This window comes from Nocardioides sp. SLBN-35 (assembly GCF_006715725.1).
In the GTDB taxonomy this organism is placed as follows: domain Bacteria; phylum Actinomycetota; class Actinomycetes; order Propionibacteriales; family Nocardioidaceae; genus Nocardioides.
This window is the reverse complement of record NZ_VFNU01000001.1, coordinates 401825-415131: the sequence shown is the minus strand read 5'-3', so window position 1 is coordinate 415131 and position 13307 is coordinate 401825. Positions and strand designations below refer to the sequence as shown.

General features: G+C 71.2%; 11 protein-coding genes. 2 read left to right on the top strand and 9 right to left on the bottom strand.

What is annotated here, in order from left to right:
* Nucleotides 1-68: 68 nt before the first annotated feature.
* From FBY23_RS02055 to FBY23_RS02025, 7 genes are all read right to left on the bottom strand, one after another.
* Nucleotides 69-1808 carry an ABC transporter substrate-binding protein gene (locus tag FBY23_RS02055; protein ID WP_141796627.1) on the bottom strand — a complete coding sequence of 580 codons (1740 nt, stop codon included), beginning with the start codon at nucleotides 1806-1808 and terminating at the stop codon, nucleotides 69-71.
* Between the two features lie 268 nt (nucleotides 1809-2076).
* The gene (locus tag FBY23_RS02050) at nucleotides 2077-3993 is read right to left on the bottom strand and encodes a S9 family peptidase (protein ID WP_141796626.1); all 1917 of its coding nucleotides are present in this window, start codon (nucleotides 3991-3993) and stop codon (nucleotides 2077-2079) included.
* A gap of 68 nt (nucleotides 3994-4061) precedes the next feature.
* On the bottom strand, nucleotides 4062-5147 hold the full coding sequence (locus FBY23_RS02045; protein WP_141796625.1) for a tartrate dehydrogenase: 1086 nt from the start codon (nucleotides 5145-5147) through the stop codon (nucleotides 4062-4064).
* 108 nt (nucleotides 5148-5255) lie between these two features.
* Complete coding sequence (locus FBY23_RS02040; RefSeq protein WP_141796624.1) at nucleotides 5256-6236, bottom strand: ABC transporter ATP-binding protein; 981 nt, start codon at nucleotides 6234-6236, stop codon at nucleotides 5256-5258.
* Nucleotides 6233-7267 (bottom strand): ABC transporter ATP-binding protein, encoded by a 1035-nt coding sequence (locus tag FBY23_RS02035; protein WP_222117693.1) that lies wholly within the window; start codon nucleotides 7265-7267, stop codon nucleotides 6233-6235. The genes FBY23_RS02040 and FBY23_RS02035 overlap by 4 nt, the downstream gene beginning before the upstream one ends.
* Entirely contained in the window at nucleotides 7264-8166 is a 903-nt protein-coding gene (locus FBY23_RS02030) for an ABC transporter permease (protein ID WP_141796623.1), read from the bottom strand. The genes FBY23_RS02035 and FBY23_RS02030 overlap by 4 nt, the downstream gene beginning before the upstream one ends.
* A complete protein-coding gene (locus FBY23_RS02025; protein WP_141796622.1) occupies nucleotides 8163-9131 on the bottom strand; it encodes an ABC transporter permease in 969 nt (322 codons plus the stop codon). Before FBY23_RS02025 ends, FBY23_RS02030 begins: the two co-directional genes overlap by 4 nt.
* A 205-nt stretch (nucleotides 9132-9336) precedes the next feature.
* Here FBY23_RS02025 and FBY23_RS02020 point away from each other — a divergent pair, with 205 nt between their 5' ends.
* Entirely contained in the window at nucleotides 9337-10062 is a 726-nt protein-coding gene (locus FBY23_RS02020) for a TetR/AcrR family transcriptional regulator (RefSeq protein WP_141796621.1), read from the top strand.
* Between the two features lie 19 nt (nucleotides 10063-10081).
* Here FBY23_RS02020 and FBY23_RS02015 read toward each other — a convergent pair whose 3' ends face one another.
* Nucleotides 10082-11206: a M20 family metallopeptidase gene (locus FBY23_RS02015; protein WP_141796620.1), complete on the bottom strand. Its 1125-nt coding sequence runs from the start codon at nucleotides 11204-11206 to the stop codon at nucleotides 10082-10084.
* Nucleotides 11203-12111: an alpha/beta hydrolase gene (locus tag FBY23_RS02010; protein ID WP_141796619.1), complete on the bottom strand. Its 909-nt coding sequence runs from the start codon at nucleotides 12109-12111 to the stop codon at nucleotides 11203-11205. Before FBY23_RS02010 ends, FBY23_RS02015 begins: the two co-directional genes overlap by 4 nt.
* 29 nt (nucleotides 12112-12140) lie before the next feature.
* On the opposite strand from FBY23_RS02010, the gene FBY23_RS02005 reads away from it, so the two are divergent.
* Nucleotides 12141-13307, top strand: coding sequence for a glycerate kinase (locus FBY23_RS02005; protein WP_222117692.1), 1167 nt, complete (start codon nucleotides 12141-12143; stop codon nucleotides 13305-13307).

The window sequence follows — 13307 nt, the reverse complement described above, 5'->3', positions numbered from 1 at the left end:
CGAAGTGGGACGAGGGGTGATGTCGACAGCTCGGCAGGTCCCCCGCTCGCCGGGAGACCTGCCGGTGCTCAGTGCTGGGCGATTCCCCACTCCTCGAGGTTCCAGAAGGGGCCCTCGGACGGGTTGATGCTGATCGGCCCACCCAGCCTCTCGCTCCAGAGCAGGACGTTCGGCACGACGTCGAGCGGAATGGCCGGTACGGCGTCCGCCAGCATCTGGTCGGCCTTCTTCGAGGCCGCGACGCGAGCGCTCGCGTCGGTCTCGGAGTCGATCTGCTCGAGCACCGCGTCGAGGCCGTCGACGTCGACCCGGCCGAAGTTGATGCCCGAGAACCCGTTCGCTTCCGAAGGGGCGTTCGCCGACAGGAACGTGGAGGAGAGGTTGAGCGGCTCGGGGAAGGTGTCGATCAGCGTGTAGAGGGCCGCCTGGAAGTCGCCGTTCGGCGCGGTCTTCGCGAACAGTTCGGACGGGGTGGTGTTGTGGATCGACATCTCGAAGCCCGCGTCCGCGAACTGCGTCTGGAGGATCTGGAGGGTCAGGTCGCGACGCTTGTTGCCGGCGAGCGTCTCGACCGCGAACGCCGCCCGCTTGCCCCCCTTCGCCCAGAAGCCGCCCGAGTCCTTGGCCCAGCCGTCGCCGGTCATCAGCTCGTCGACCTCGTCGAGATCGAGTGAGTAGGCGGCGAAGGCACGATCACCGAAGCCGCCGAGGATGGGCGTGAAGAAGGACTGTGCGGGTTCGTCGACGCCGACCGATCCGAAGAGGCGGGCGACGATGGCCTTGCGGTCGATCGCGTACATGGCCGCCTTGCGGACTGCGGGCGAGTCGAAGGGGAAAGCCGCGTTGTTGAGCCAGACGGCCTCCAGGTTGCCGGTCTTCGCGTCGACCTGGGAGCGCGTGCCGGGGATGCCCGCCTCGATCTGGCTGAGCGCGTCCAGCTGCGGGGACGGGTAGAGCGCGTCGACCTGTCCGCTCTTCAGTGCCTGGAAGGCGGCGGAGGTGTCCGTGATGAACTGGAAGGTCACCTTGTCGAGGTGCGGCTTGGCACCCCAGTAGTTGTCGTTGGGGACCAGGGTCACCGACGTGCCGCGCGTCCAGTTCTCGATGACCCACGGACCACCGCTCCAGTCGTAGCCGTCCTTCATCAGGGCATCGCGGTCCTTGCCCTCGAGGAGGTGGGCCGGGAGCACCCCGAAGCCGTTGCTGAAGAGCGCACGCCACGAGGCGTAGGGCGTCGCCATGGTCAGCACGACCGTGCGGTCGTCCGGTGTCTCGATGGCGGCGATCTTGTCGTACCCCGATCGGTCCAGGATGTCCTTGCCGTCGCGCACCTGGAGCGCGGTGTACTTGAAGTCCGCCGAGGTGATCGGCTGGCCGTCGGACCAAGTCGCGTCGGGATTGATCGAGTAGGTGATGGTCTGCTTCCCGTCGACCAGCTCGTCGGTGGGCTCACCGGTGAGCAGGTCGGACGGCTTCGGCACCCAGTCGTCGCCGTCCTGGCGAGCGTTGAACGCGGTGGGCACTGTGGCCGACCACATCATGTAGTTGCCCCAGATCGAGCCGGAGCAGGTGCTGAGCCAGTCGGCGCAGTCGGGCTCCTGCTCGGCCCCGATGACGATCTCGCCCCCTTCTCGGACCGGCACCACCTCGTGGTCACCGTTCGAGCTCGGCGACGCGCCACCGCTGCACGCAGCGGCGCCGAGCAGCAGGGCGCCGGCCACGGCCGCCAGGGCGGCGCGATGCACCGGACGCCCGGCGCCGCGCGCCGATGACTTCGTGCTGACCGAGAGTCGTGGACTACGCACCATGCGGTTGTCTCCTCGTGAACCGGCGGCGACCTGGTTGGAGGTGGTCACCGCGCCGACAGACACCGATGCTAGGCGCGCCCACGGGACTTAGCAATAGGGATAGGCATTCTTCTAGTCATTGGCGTTGACTATTTGCGGCACAGGTCGCTGGGGCACCGCTCGGAGCCGGAGAAAGAGCAGTGGGACCGCCCCTCTCGGGGCGGTCCCACTGCTCGTTCGATCGGTCGGTCGGTCGTGCCGTCGTGGCCGTGCCGTCGCGTGCGGACGGTCAGGAACGGCTCGCCTGCGCGCTCCCCCAGGCGGGCAGCGCGTCCCAGCGCTCTCCGGCCAACCGCGCCTCGACGAGGCCGAGCATGCGCTGGAACTCCTCCCACAGGCCCGCGATGCCCGTCGGTTCGTGCCCCGCGTCGAACCAGTCCACGAGGACATCGCCGCCGGCCGCGCGCAGGCGCTCGACGTAGCGTCGAGCCTGGGCGGGCGGCGTGCGGGTGTCCCGACTGCCCTGGTGCAGCCAGACCGCAGCGCGCACCGCGTCGACGTAGTTGCTCGCCGAGAACCTGGTGAGCACCGCGTCGATCCGCGCCGGATCGAAGGTGCCGTCGGTCCCCATCGACAAGAAGCTGGTCCACGACTTGCGGATCGCCGGGTTGACCTCGGCCCACGCCGCCTCCCAGTCCGCCATCGCCACCACCGCCAGGGCCCCGGTGAACAGGTCGGGCAACCGGCCCACCGAGAGCAGGCTGAGGTGACCCCCGAACGAGGGTCCCGTGATGAAGGTCGACGCCGGATCGGCCAGGCCCTGCTCGCGCAGCCACAGCACGGCCGCCTCGATGTCGTCGATCTCGCGGTCGCTGCCGCCACCCCAGAACCCCTCGCGGAAGGCCTGCCCGAAGGTGACCGACCCGCGGTAGTTCACCGTGGCGACGGCGAAGCCGTGGTCGAGCCAGGCCTGCAGCTCAGGTCGGTAGGTGTCGACCGTGACGAGGTTGGGCCCGCCGTGGACGTCGACGACGGTTCCTCTCGGCCGAGGGCCGGGGGTCGCCCACCAGAGCTGGATCGGGGTGCCGTCCGCGCTGGGCAGGACCGCCGCCGCGAGCCGATGGCCCGGCGCTACGCCGACGGGCTCGACGACGATCCGCTCCGCCCGACCGGCCTGCTCGCCTGCTCCGGGCCGCAGCGCGTGCAAGGGCGTCGTCGAGCTGGAGGTCACCACCACGGGCTCGCCGTCGGCCCCGAGGAAGGACTGCCAGTAGTAGGGCCACACCGAGGCGACGTCGGGGTCCGCGTAGCTGCCGCCGGCGTCGTGGACGACGGTCGACTCGCCGGTCCGGTCGTCGATCGAGAGCAGTCGCTGGATCCCACCCTCGGTGTGGACCACCAGGATCGCCCCCCGGTCCGGCGACCAGTCCAGGACCAGCAGCTCGCCGTCGAGTCCGGGAACCTCGAAGTCGCGTCGCTCACCGCTCAGCGGGTCCCAGATCGCGGGCCGCGAGAAGCCGGTCCGCTCGGTCCAGAGCAGGATGCGCTGGTCGCCCGGTACAGGCGAGAAGCGGACCGCGCGCACCGGCCCCGCCGGGAGGTCGTTCGCGACGGCGACGACCTCGCCGGTGGCGCAGTCGACGACGGTGACGGCGGCACGGCGTACGCCTGGGTTGTGCTCGGTCGTGTCGACGCACGCGTACGCCGAGTCGGCGGACAGGTGCCCCCACCACGCCTCCTCTACGGAGGAGTGGATCGTCCGTGCCTGCGCGGCGTCGTCCCACGGGACCAGCAGGAGGTGGTGGCCGTGCGCATCCACCAGGGTCACCAGGAGGTGGCGTCCGTCGCCGCCCAGCTCGAGGCCCCGCAGGACGTAGTCGCTCCGGCCCGGGGTCAGCAGCCTGGTCTCGGTGCCGTCGACGCGACGAGCCACCACGGCACCGACCTCGGAGCCCCCGTCGTCGTCGAGGTCGACGACCCAGCGGCCGTCGGGACTGAGCAGGCTGTCCCCCGTCACCGGCACCAGCACCTCGGCGACCGTCTCTCCGGTCCGGGACGACCAGACCCGTCCTCGGGCGCCGGTCGCCTCCTCGAACACCAGCAGGCAGTGGCCGTCCGGCCCGGCGGCCGGACGGATGGTGTGCAACCGCCCGAGTGGGAACCGGCCGGCTCCGTCGAGGGTGGGAGGCGCTGCGGTACGAGACATGTCTGCTCCCTGGTCGGAGGTGGGGTCGGGATCGGTCGGGCTCGGGCGGGTCACGGCGACGCCACGCCTCAGCCCGCGGCCCGGAGGCGGTCGGCGATGGCCGTGCCGAGCTCGACGGTGGTGGCCCGGCCACCGAGGTCGGGTGTGAGCGGTCCGTGCTCCGGGCCCTGCCCCAGCACGGACTCGATGGCACCCAGCACGGCGGCACCCGCGTCGGGATGGCCGAGATGGTCGAGCATCATCGAGGCGCACCAGATCTGGCCCACCGGGTTGGCGATCCCCCGGCCCGCGATGTCGGGCGCCGACCCGTGCACCGGCTCGAACAGGCTCGGCAGCGCGCGGGTCGGGTTGATGTTGGCGCTCGGCGCGATGCCGATGGTGCCGGTACAGGCCGGTCCGAGATCACTGAGGATGTCGCCGAACAGGTTGCTGGCGACCACCACGTCGAAGGTGTCCGGCTTCAGCACGAAGTTCGCGGTGAGGATGTCGATGTGGGACTGGTCGACCCTCACGTCGGGGAACTGGGTGGCCATGGCGGCGACCCGCTCGTCCCAGTAGGGCATCGAGATGGAGATGCCGTTGCTCTTGGTCGCCGAGGTGACATGGCGCTCGGGACGTGACGCGGCCAGCTCGAACGCATAGCGCAGCACCCGGTCCACCCCGGTCCGGGTCATCACGGTCTCCTGGATCACGGTCTCCCGCTCGGTGCCCTCGAAGATCCGGCCACCGATGCTGGAGTACTCCCCTTCGGTGTTCTCACGCACGACGACGAAGTCGACCTCGCCGGGAGCGCGGTCCGCAAGCGGGCTGCGCACTCCCGGCATCAGACGCACCGGGCGCAGGTTGACGTACTGGTCGAACCTCCGGCGGAACTGGAGCAGGCTGCCCCACAGCGACACGTGGTCCGGCACGACCTCGGGCCATCCCACGGCGCCGAAGAAGATGGCGTCGAAGGACTTGAGCTCGTCGTACCACCCGTCCGGGAGCATGGATCCCGTGCGGAGGTAGTAGTCGGCGGACGCGAAGTCGAAGTGCTCGAGCGCGAGGTCGATCTCATATCGCTCGGCCGCTGCCTCGAGGACGCGGAGGCCCTCGGGGACGACCTCGGTGCCGATGCCGTCCCCGGGGACGACCGCGATGCGGTGGGTGCTCATTCGTGCTCCTGATCAGGGCGTGACCGGCCGTGCGGCGTGGTTCGGAAGTGCTGCGGGTGGATGTCTGCGACCGTGCGGGAGGTTCCCGCGGAGGTCGACCATGCGCTGTCAGACGACGTCACGGACCTCCGGGAAGTGACAGGCCACCCGGTGGTCGCCCACTATCCGCAGCTCCGGGACCTCGTGGGCGCATCGCTCCACCGCTTTCCAGCACCGGGTGCGGAAGCGGCATCCGGATGGCGGATCCGCGGGGCTCGGTACGTCGCCGGTGAGCACGATCCGCTCGCGGCTGCGCTCGATCCGAGGATCGGGGACGGGCACCGCCGACAGCAGCGCCTGGGTGTACGGGTGCTGGGGAGCGTCGTAGAGCGCGTCGACGGGCCCCTCCTCCACCAGCCGGCCGAGGTACATCACCCCGACCCGGTCGCTGAGGTGGCGCACGACCGACAGGTCGTGGGCGATGAACAGGTAGCTCAGCCCGTGCTCCTCCTGGAGGTCCTCGAGCAGGTTGAGCACGCCGGCCTGGACACTGACGTCGAGGGCGCTCACGGGCTCGTCGAGCACGAGGACCTCCGGCTCGACGGCGAGCGCACGGGCGATCCCGATCCGCTGACGCTGGCCACCCGAGAACTCGTGCGGATAGCGCTGCGCGTGCCGAGGGTCGAGGCCGACCTGCTCGAGCAGCTCGCGCACCCGCGCGGGGTGGCGACCCCGGTGGAGGCCGTGGACGACGAGGGGCTCGGCGAGGATCGACTCGACGCTCATCCTCGGGTTGAGCGAGGCGTACGGGTCCTGGAAGACGAGCTGGATCCGGCGCCGGACCGAGCGCAGCTCGCGCCCACCGATCGCGGCGATGTCCTGCTCGCCCAGCCGGATGGTGCCGGCGTCGGGGGCGTGCAGCCGGACCACGACGCGGCCGAGCGTGCTCTTGCCGCACCCGGTCTCACCGACCAGCCCGAAGGTGCCGCCCGCCGGGACGTGCAGGCTCACGCCCGACACGGCCTGGACCGATCCGACCCGCCGGTTGAGCAGTCCCGCCCGCAGCGGGTACTCCTTGACCAGGTTGTCGATCGTCAGCGCGGAGCTCATCGTTCCTCCTGCAGCTCGCCGAGCCGGTGGCACGCCGCGAGGTGTCCCACGCCGACGAGGCTCGGTCCGGGGACCGACGCGTCGCACTCGTCGACCCGGAAGTCGTCGCATCGCGGGCCGAACCGGCATCCCGGCGGCAGCGCCACCGCAGGGGGCGGCTGTCCCGGGACGTGGTGCAGCCTCGTCCGGTCCGCCCGGCGGTCCAGGCGCGGGAGGGAGGCCAGCAGGCCCCGCGTGTAGGGGTGGGCCGTGGCGTGGAAGATCTCGTCGACGGGTCCCTCCTCGACCTTGCCGCCGGCGTACATGACCATCACCCTGTCCGCGGTGCCGGCCACCACCCCGAGATCGTGGGTGATCAGGATGACCGTCGTGCCCGTGCGCTCCTGGACGCCGCGCAGCACCTCCAGGACCTGGGCCTGGACGGTCACGTCGAGAGCCGTCGTCGGCTCGTCGGCGATCAGCACTTCGGGCTCGTTGACGATGCTCATGGCAATCATGACGCGCTGCCTCATCCCCCCCGAGAACTCGTGGGGGAACTGGTCCACCCGTCGCTCGGCGGACGCGATCCCCACCAGGTCGAGCAGCTCGATCGCTCGGGCCCTCCAGGCCGCGCGTCCCTGAGGGCGGTCGGGGCGGTCGGCGGCGTGTACGGCCATCGCCTCGATCAGCTGGTCGCCGACCGTCATGACCGGGTTGAGCGCGGCCAGCGCATCCTGGAAGACCATGGCGACCTGGTTGCCTCGGACCCCGCGGAGCTCGCGGTCGGAGAGCCCGACGAGCTCACGGCCGTTGAGCCGGATGGACCCGGACACGGTCGCGCTGGGTGGCAGCAGACCGAGGATCGCCAGCGAGGTCATGCTCTTGCCGGACCCGGACTCGCCGACGATGCCGAGTGTCTCGCCGGCATGCACGTCGAAGGAAAGGCCGTCGACCGTGACCGCGGTGCCCTCCCCCGTCGCGAAGGTCACCCGGAGATCGCGGACCGCGATGAGCGGGACGGTCAGGTCGAGGTCGTCGTCGGATGCGTTCACAGCTGCTTCGCCTGGGGGTCGAGGGCGTCGCGGAGTCCGTCGCCGATGAAGTTGATGCTGAGCACGGTCAGCAGGATGAAGATGCCGGGGAAGTAGAGCAGGTAGACGTGGTCGGTACCGACCACGCCAGCGGCCTGGCTGAGCATGTTGCCCCAGCTGGTGCGGGGCGGCTGCACGCCGAAGCCGAGGAAGCTCAGGGTCGATTCGGCGATGATCGCGGCCGCCGTCGCGAGGGAGATGTTGACGGCGATGACGCCGGCCAGGTTGGGCAGCAGGTGCCGCACCAAGATCCGGGTCGTCGAGGCACCGATCACCCGGGCGGCGTCCACGAACTCCTTCTCCCGCAGTGAGAGCACCTGGGCGCGGACCACGCGGGCGATGTAGGTCCACCCCAGGGCGGCCAGCACGAGCACGATCGTGGCCGGGGACGAGCCGAGGCCCTCGAGCGCCAGGGCGAGGATGGCGATGCCGGGCACGATCAGGAACAGGTCGGTGCCGCGCATGATCGCCTCGTCGACGAGGCCGCCGGCCAGGCCGGCCACCGCGCCGAAGAAGGTGCCGACCGTGGTCGCGATGAGGGCGACGAAGATGCCGATGGTCAAGGAGATGCGTCCGGCGAAGAGCAGCTCGCTGAGATAGTCGCGGCCGAGCTCGTCCGTGCCCAGCAGGTGCGCTCCCGAGGGCTGGGTCGGCCCCAGGGCCAGGTCCTGCGCGCCCTGCGGTGACGGTGCGATCCAGGTCGCACCGAAGGTGCAGACCACCAAGGCGATCAGGAGCAGCGCTCCGAAGACGGCGATCCGGTGGCGGAGGAAACGGCGCAGGATCGCGCGTCCCCCGCCCGTGGCCACGGCCGTCGGGGTCTGCTGAGCACTCTCGACGGTGCCTTCGCTGATGGTCATGCGAGCCTCACTCGGGGGTCGAGGACGGCGTAGGAGATGTCGGCGAGCAGGTTGCACACGATGACCGCAACGGCGACCACGAGCATCCACGGGAGCAGGACGAAGACATCGCCCGCGAGCAGTGAGTCGAGGAAGAGCCGGCCCATTCCGGGGATGGAGTAGATCTGCTCGGTCACGACCAGCCCGCCGAACAGCAGCGCCGCATCCAGGGCGACGACGGTGACGAAGGGAGCGAGGGAGTTGCGGGCGGCATGGCGGTAGATGATCCGCCGACGTGGCACACCCTTGGCCCGGGCGGTCCGCACGTAGTCACTCGACAGCGCGTCGAGCATGGCCGCACGGCCGAACCGGCTCCAGCTGGCGACCAAGGTGATGGTGAGGGTCAGCACCGGGAGGACCAGGTGGCGCAGGTAGTCGAGGTTCAGGCCGGCCTGCCCCGGGGAGTGGAGCCCGACGAAGTAGAGCGGCGGATCCTCCAGTCCCCATGCCTGGCGCGGGCCGACCGCGAGCACCTGGATGAGGATGAGGCCGAACCAGAAGGCGGGCAGGGCGATCCCGACGTACGACAGCCCCGTGAGGACGTGGTCGCCCGCGGTGTAGCGACGCACCGCCGAGAACACGCTGATCGCGCCGGCGATCAGGACGGCGAAGACCACGCCCCACACGATCAGCTGGAGGGTGGGCCAGAGCGCGGCGACGATCATGGAGCGGACCGGCTGCCCGGTGCGTGCGCTGATACCCCAGTCGCCCTGAGCCATGGCCTTGAGCCAGAGCACGTACTGCTCCGGGACGGAGCGGTCGAGTCCGAGCCGCTCGGTCTCGCGCGCGATGGCTCCCGGGTCCCGGCTCTGTCGGAGCTTCGCCAGAGGATCGAACGTCGAGCGCACGGCGACGAACAGCGCGAAGGACGCGAGGGCGGCGATCGGGATGGAGTAGACCACGCGTCGCGCGATGTAGGTGAGCACACTGACTCCTGGCAGGGGGCGACGAGGCCGAGCGGTCGGTGCCTCGGCACGTCCCGCTGCTGGGCGGGACGATGCGACGATGCTAGAGCCGATGGCGGGCGCTATCAAGAGACATAGGCAAATACATAGTCATTGCCATTGATTATCTTTTCTCGGTGTCCCAGTGGCGTCTCGCACTTCTGGAGGACGTGGCAAGATCGCCGCCATGAGCTCCGAACGCATGCCGCGGACGTCGGTCGCGAAGAAGACGAGGCGTCCGCGCGACAGCCTCAGCCGCGACGTGATCCTCGAGGCGGCCGAGGTCATCGCGGTCCGCGACGGCCTCGACGGACTCACCTTCGCCGCCCTGGGCAAGGAGCTCCACGCGCACGCGACCTCGATCTACCGCCACTTCCGCGACAAGGACGAGCTGGTCCTCGAGCTGATCGACGTCCTGCGCGCGAAGTCCTACGAGACGCCCCTCGTCTCGTCGGGCGACTGGCGTGAGGATTTGCGCTTCACCGCGCGTGCCATTCACGCCAATTACCTGCGCTACCCGTCGCTCGCCCAGCAGATGGCCGTGCGGACAACCCGTCGGCCCACGGAGTTCCGCAACGTCGAGTTCGCTCTCGACGCGCTCCACCGCGCCGGACTCGACGACGACTCGGCCGTCAGCATGCTGCGCGTGTTCGGCAACTTCGTGCGCGCGGCGTCCGCCATCGAGGCGGCGGTGCATGCGCTGCCCAGCAGCGTGCGCGCCACGGACGAGCTCGCGTGGGAGATGGAGTACCGCCAGCTGCCTGCCGAGGAGTTCCCGAACATCAACCGGCTGTCCGACCGACTGCTCGGCGTCGGGGACCCCCAGGTCTTCGAGGACTCCCTGGAGCTGATCCTCGACGTCATCGAGCTGCGCGGACAGGAGCAGCGCACGGCACGCGCCGCGGCGGGCTGAGCCGCACCCGGTCGCGGGCTCAGCCCGCCGAGGCCACGACGTCGTCGAGGATCCGCTCGACCAGTCCGGCGAGCAGTCGCGCCGCGGGCGCCAGGCAGGAGAGGTCGACCCACTCATGCTCGGCGTGCGCGCCGTCGCCCACCGGCCCCAGCCCGTCGAGCGTCGGGGCTCCCACGGCCGCGGTGAAGTTGGCGTCGGAGGCACCGCCGACCGACGCCGTCCGGGGCAGCGGCAGCCGCAGGTCGCGGGCCGCCTCGCGGCACAGCCCGAGCAACCAGGTGGAGGCAGCGGGCTCCAGGGGCGGGCGGTTGATCCCGCCGACCACCTTCAACTCGATCCCGTTCCCGGGCTGCCGGTCGAGGACCTCGGCGTGGACCCGCTCGAGCTCAGCCAGGGTCCGGGCACGCACGTCCACCGTGAGGTGGGCCCGCTCCGGCACCACGTTGTTGGCCGTTCCGGCGGTGGCGACGGTGGGCGTGAGGGTGGTCCCGACGTCGGGCCGGGCGAGACCCGGCAGGTCCAACGTCCAGCGCGCCATCTCGCTCAACGCGTTGCGGCCCTTCTCGGGCTCGAGCCCCGCGTGGGCGGCCAGGCCCTTGAACTCGAGGTGGTAGAAGCTTCCACCCTTGCGACCGGTCTTCAGGGCCCCATCGAGGCTGGGCTCGAGCACCAGCACGGCCGCCGCGGTACGCGCCTCCTCCTCGATCAGCGCGCGCGAGGTGACCGAGCCCGTCTCCTCGTCCCCCGTCACCAGCATCGAGATCCTCGACGTGTCCGCGAGCGTGCCCAGTGCCTCCAGCCCGATGACGATCCCGGCCTTCATGTCGAAGATGCCGGGTCCGGTCGCCCTGTCGCCGGTACGGCGGAAGGGCCGGGCAGCGACCGTGCCCGCCGGGAAGACCGTGTCCAGGTGGCAGAGCAGGAGCACCGACGGGCCGTCCGCGGCGGCCGGCCACAGCAGGTGAGGCACGCCGTCGACCTCGCGCTCGACCGCCGGTCGGGCGAAGACGGCATCGCCCCACTGACGCAGCAGCGCGTGCGCCGCGCGGAGCCGGGGCGCGTCACCCGAGGGGGTCTCGGCGTTGACCAGCTGCTCCAAGCGGCGTACCGCACGCTCGGGGTCGATCGTCGCGACTTCGCTCATCGGGCGGCCGTCCAGTGGTTGAGGAGTGCCTCGGCCAGTTCCGCGGGAGCCTCTTCGGCCACGTAGTGATCGGCCTCCAGGGCGAGCCCGGTCACCCGGTCGGCGTGCTGTGCCCACACATCGGTCACCTCGAAGTTCCTTCCGACGTAGCTGGAACGCCCCCAGCCGGCGAGCAGGGGTGCCGTAACGCGGCGGCCGGCAGCGCGGTCGGCCCGGTCGTGCACCAGATCGACGGTGGCGGCGGCCCGGTAGTCGGCGCAGGTCGCGGCGATCACCCCCGGTCGCCGGAAGGCGTCGAGGTAGACGTCGACCGCGCCCGGCTCGGCAGGCCGCACCGAGTGCCGTCCCTCGAAGCGGGAGCGCAGCCACGCCTCCGGGTCGGCCGAGATGAGCGCCTCGGGGAGCCCACCGGGTCGGGCGAGGAAGAACCAATGAAAGTAGGCCTCGGCCATCTCCCGGTCCACGTGCTCGAACATGTGCAACGTCGGCACGATGTCGAGCACGGTGATCGTGCGAACCCGAGACGGGTGGTCCACGGCCATCCGGTGAGCCACCCGGGCTCCGCGGTCGTGGCCGACGACGTCGAGCGCGGTGTCGCGATGGTCGAGTGCGTCGAGCAGGGCCAGCACGTCGGCCGCCATCTCACGTTTGGCGTAGCGGCCGGGATCGACCGGTCCGTCTCCGTGCGCCGGTCCGGACGCGCCGTACCCCCGCAGGTCGACCGCCACGACCGAGCGTCCCGCGGCAACCAGGTGCGGCACGACCAGACGCCACATGTACGAGGTCTGTGGGTAGCCGTGGAGCAGGACGACGGGGGCGCCACCGCCCCAGGTCCAGCCGACGACGCGCGCACCGTCGCGAAGCACCTCGTGCCGATTCCATCCGCTGGGGGCGATCTCTTCCACACGCCTAGTCAATCATGTTGACTATAGGCATGACAATGTCTCCTCTCCGTGTGGTGGTCGCTCTCGACTCGCTGAAGGGCAGCGCGACCGCCTCCGCCGCCGCCGCGGCGGTGGCCGCCGGCTGGCACGAGGTCCGTCCCCACGACGACCTGGTCCTGCTTCCCCTGGCCGACGGCGGCGAGGGCACCGCGGACGCCCTCCGGTCGCGGGCACCGGCCGCCCGTCGGCACCCCCTGACCGTCACGGGCCCGGACGGGCGCCCCGCGTCCACCTCATGGCTCGCGCTCCCCGACGGCACGGCGGTGGTCGAGACCGCCACGACCTGCGGCTTCACGATGGGCACCCACACGGAGGCTGCCGACGCCACCAGCACCGGCCTCGGTCAGGCACTCGCCGCCGCCGCGCGACACCCCCGGACCCGCCGCATCCTGGTCGCGCTGGGCGGCTCGGCGAGCACCGACGGCGGCGCGGGCGCGCTCGCCGCCCTCGGCGCACGGATCACCGGTCCCGACGGCGCCCCGATCGGGCACGGCGGCCGCGCGCTGGGATCCGTGGCCGACGTGGACCTCCGCGACCTCGTGGCTGCGCCCGACGGCGGAGTCCTCTGCCTGAGCGACGTCACCGCTCCTCTGCTCGGTGCCCGCGGAGCCGCACGCCAGTTCGGCCCGCAGAAGGGCGCGGGCCCGGAGGAGGTCGCGCTGCTCGAGGCTCACCTCGAGCGCTGGGCCGAACTGCTCGGAGGCCGGCCCGACGCGCCGGGCGCCGGCGCGGCTGGCGGCCTCGGCTACGCCCTCGCGACCGCATGGGGTGCCGAGCTGCGCGACGGTGCCACGTATCTCGGTGAGCGACTCGGGCTCGGTGACCAGCTGGCGGCGGCCGACGTCGTCATCACCGGCGAGGGGCGCTTCGACCGGCAGTCCCTGCAGGGCAAGGTGGTCGGCCACGTCCTCGACGCCGCCGCGCCCCACGGCGTCCGGCCGCTGCTCGTGTGCGGCCAGATGGAGACCGGCGTGTCATCGGTCCTGGCGGTCGGCGACGTCGTCGAGCTCGCACGCCTCGCGGGCTCGGCGCAGCGCGCGATGCATGATCCCGAGCGATGGCTCGCCCGCGCCGGGCGCACCCTGGCCGCGAGGATGACGCGCGGCGACGGCACGCCCGTGCCGGGACGAGCGAGCCGAGTCGGGGAGGAGACGTGA

Bases quoted from the DNA above. Each gene is read 5' to 3' on its own strand.
- FBY23_RS02055 (WP_141796627.1), bottom strand. From the start codon at position 1,808: ATGGTGCGTAGTCCACGACTCTCGGTCAGCACGAAGTCATCGGCGCGC.
- FBY23_RS02050 (WP_141796626.1), bottom strand. From the start codon at position 3,993: ATGTCTCGTACCGCAGCGCCTCCCACCCTCGACGGAGCCGGCCGGTTC.
- FBY23_RS02045 (WP_141796625.1), bottom strand. From the start codon at position 5,147: ATGAGCACCCACCGCATCGCGGTCGTCCCCGGGGACGGCATCGGCACC.
- FBY23_RS02040 (WP_141796624.1), bottom strand. From the start codon at position 6,236: ATGAGCTCCGCGCTGACGATCGACAACCTGGTCAAGGAGTACCCGCTG.
- FBY23_RS02030 (WP_141796623.1), bottom strand. From the start codon at position 8,166: ATGACCATCAGCGAAGGCACCGTCGAGAGTGCTCAGCAGACCCCGACG.
- FBY23_RS02020 (WP_141796621.1), top strand. From the start codon at position 9,337: ATGAGCTCCGAACGCATGCCGCGGACGTCGGTCGCGAAGAAGACGAGG.
- FBY23_RS02015 (WP_141796620.1), bottom strand. From the start codon at position 11,206: ATGAGCGAAGTCGCGACGATCGACCCCGAGCGTGCGGTACGCCGCTTG.
- FBY23_RS02005 (WP_222117692.1), top strand. From the start codon at position 12,141: ATGACAATGTCTCCTCTCCGTGTGGTGGTCGCTCTCGACTCGCTGAAG.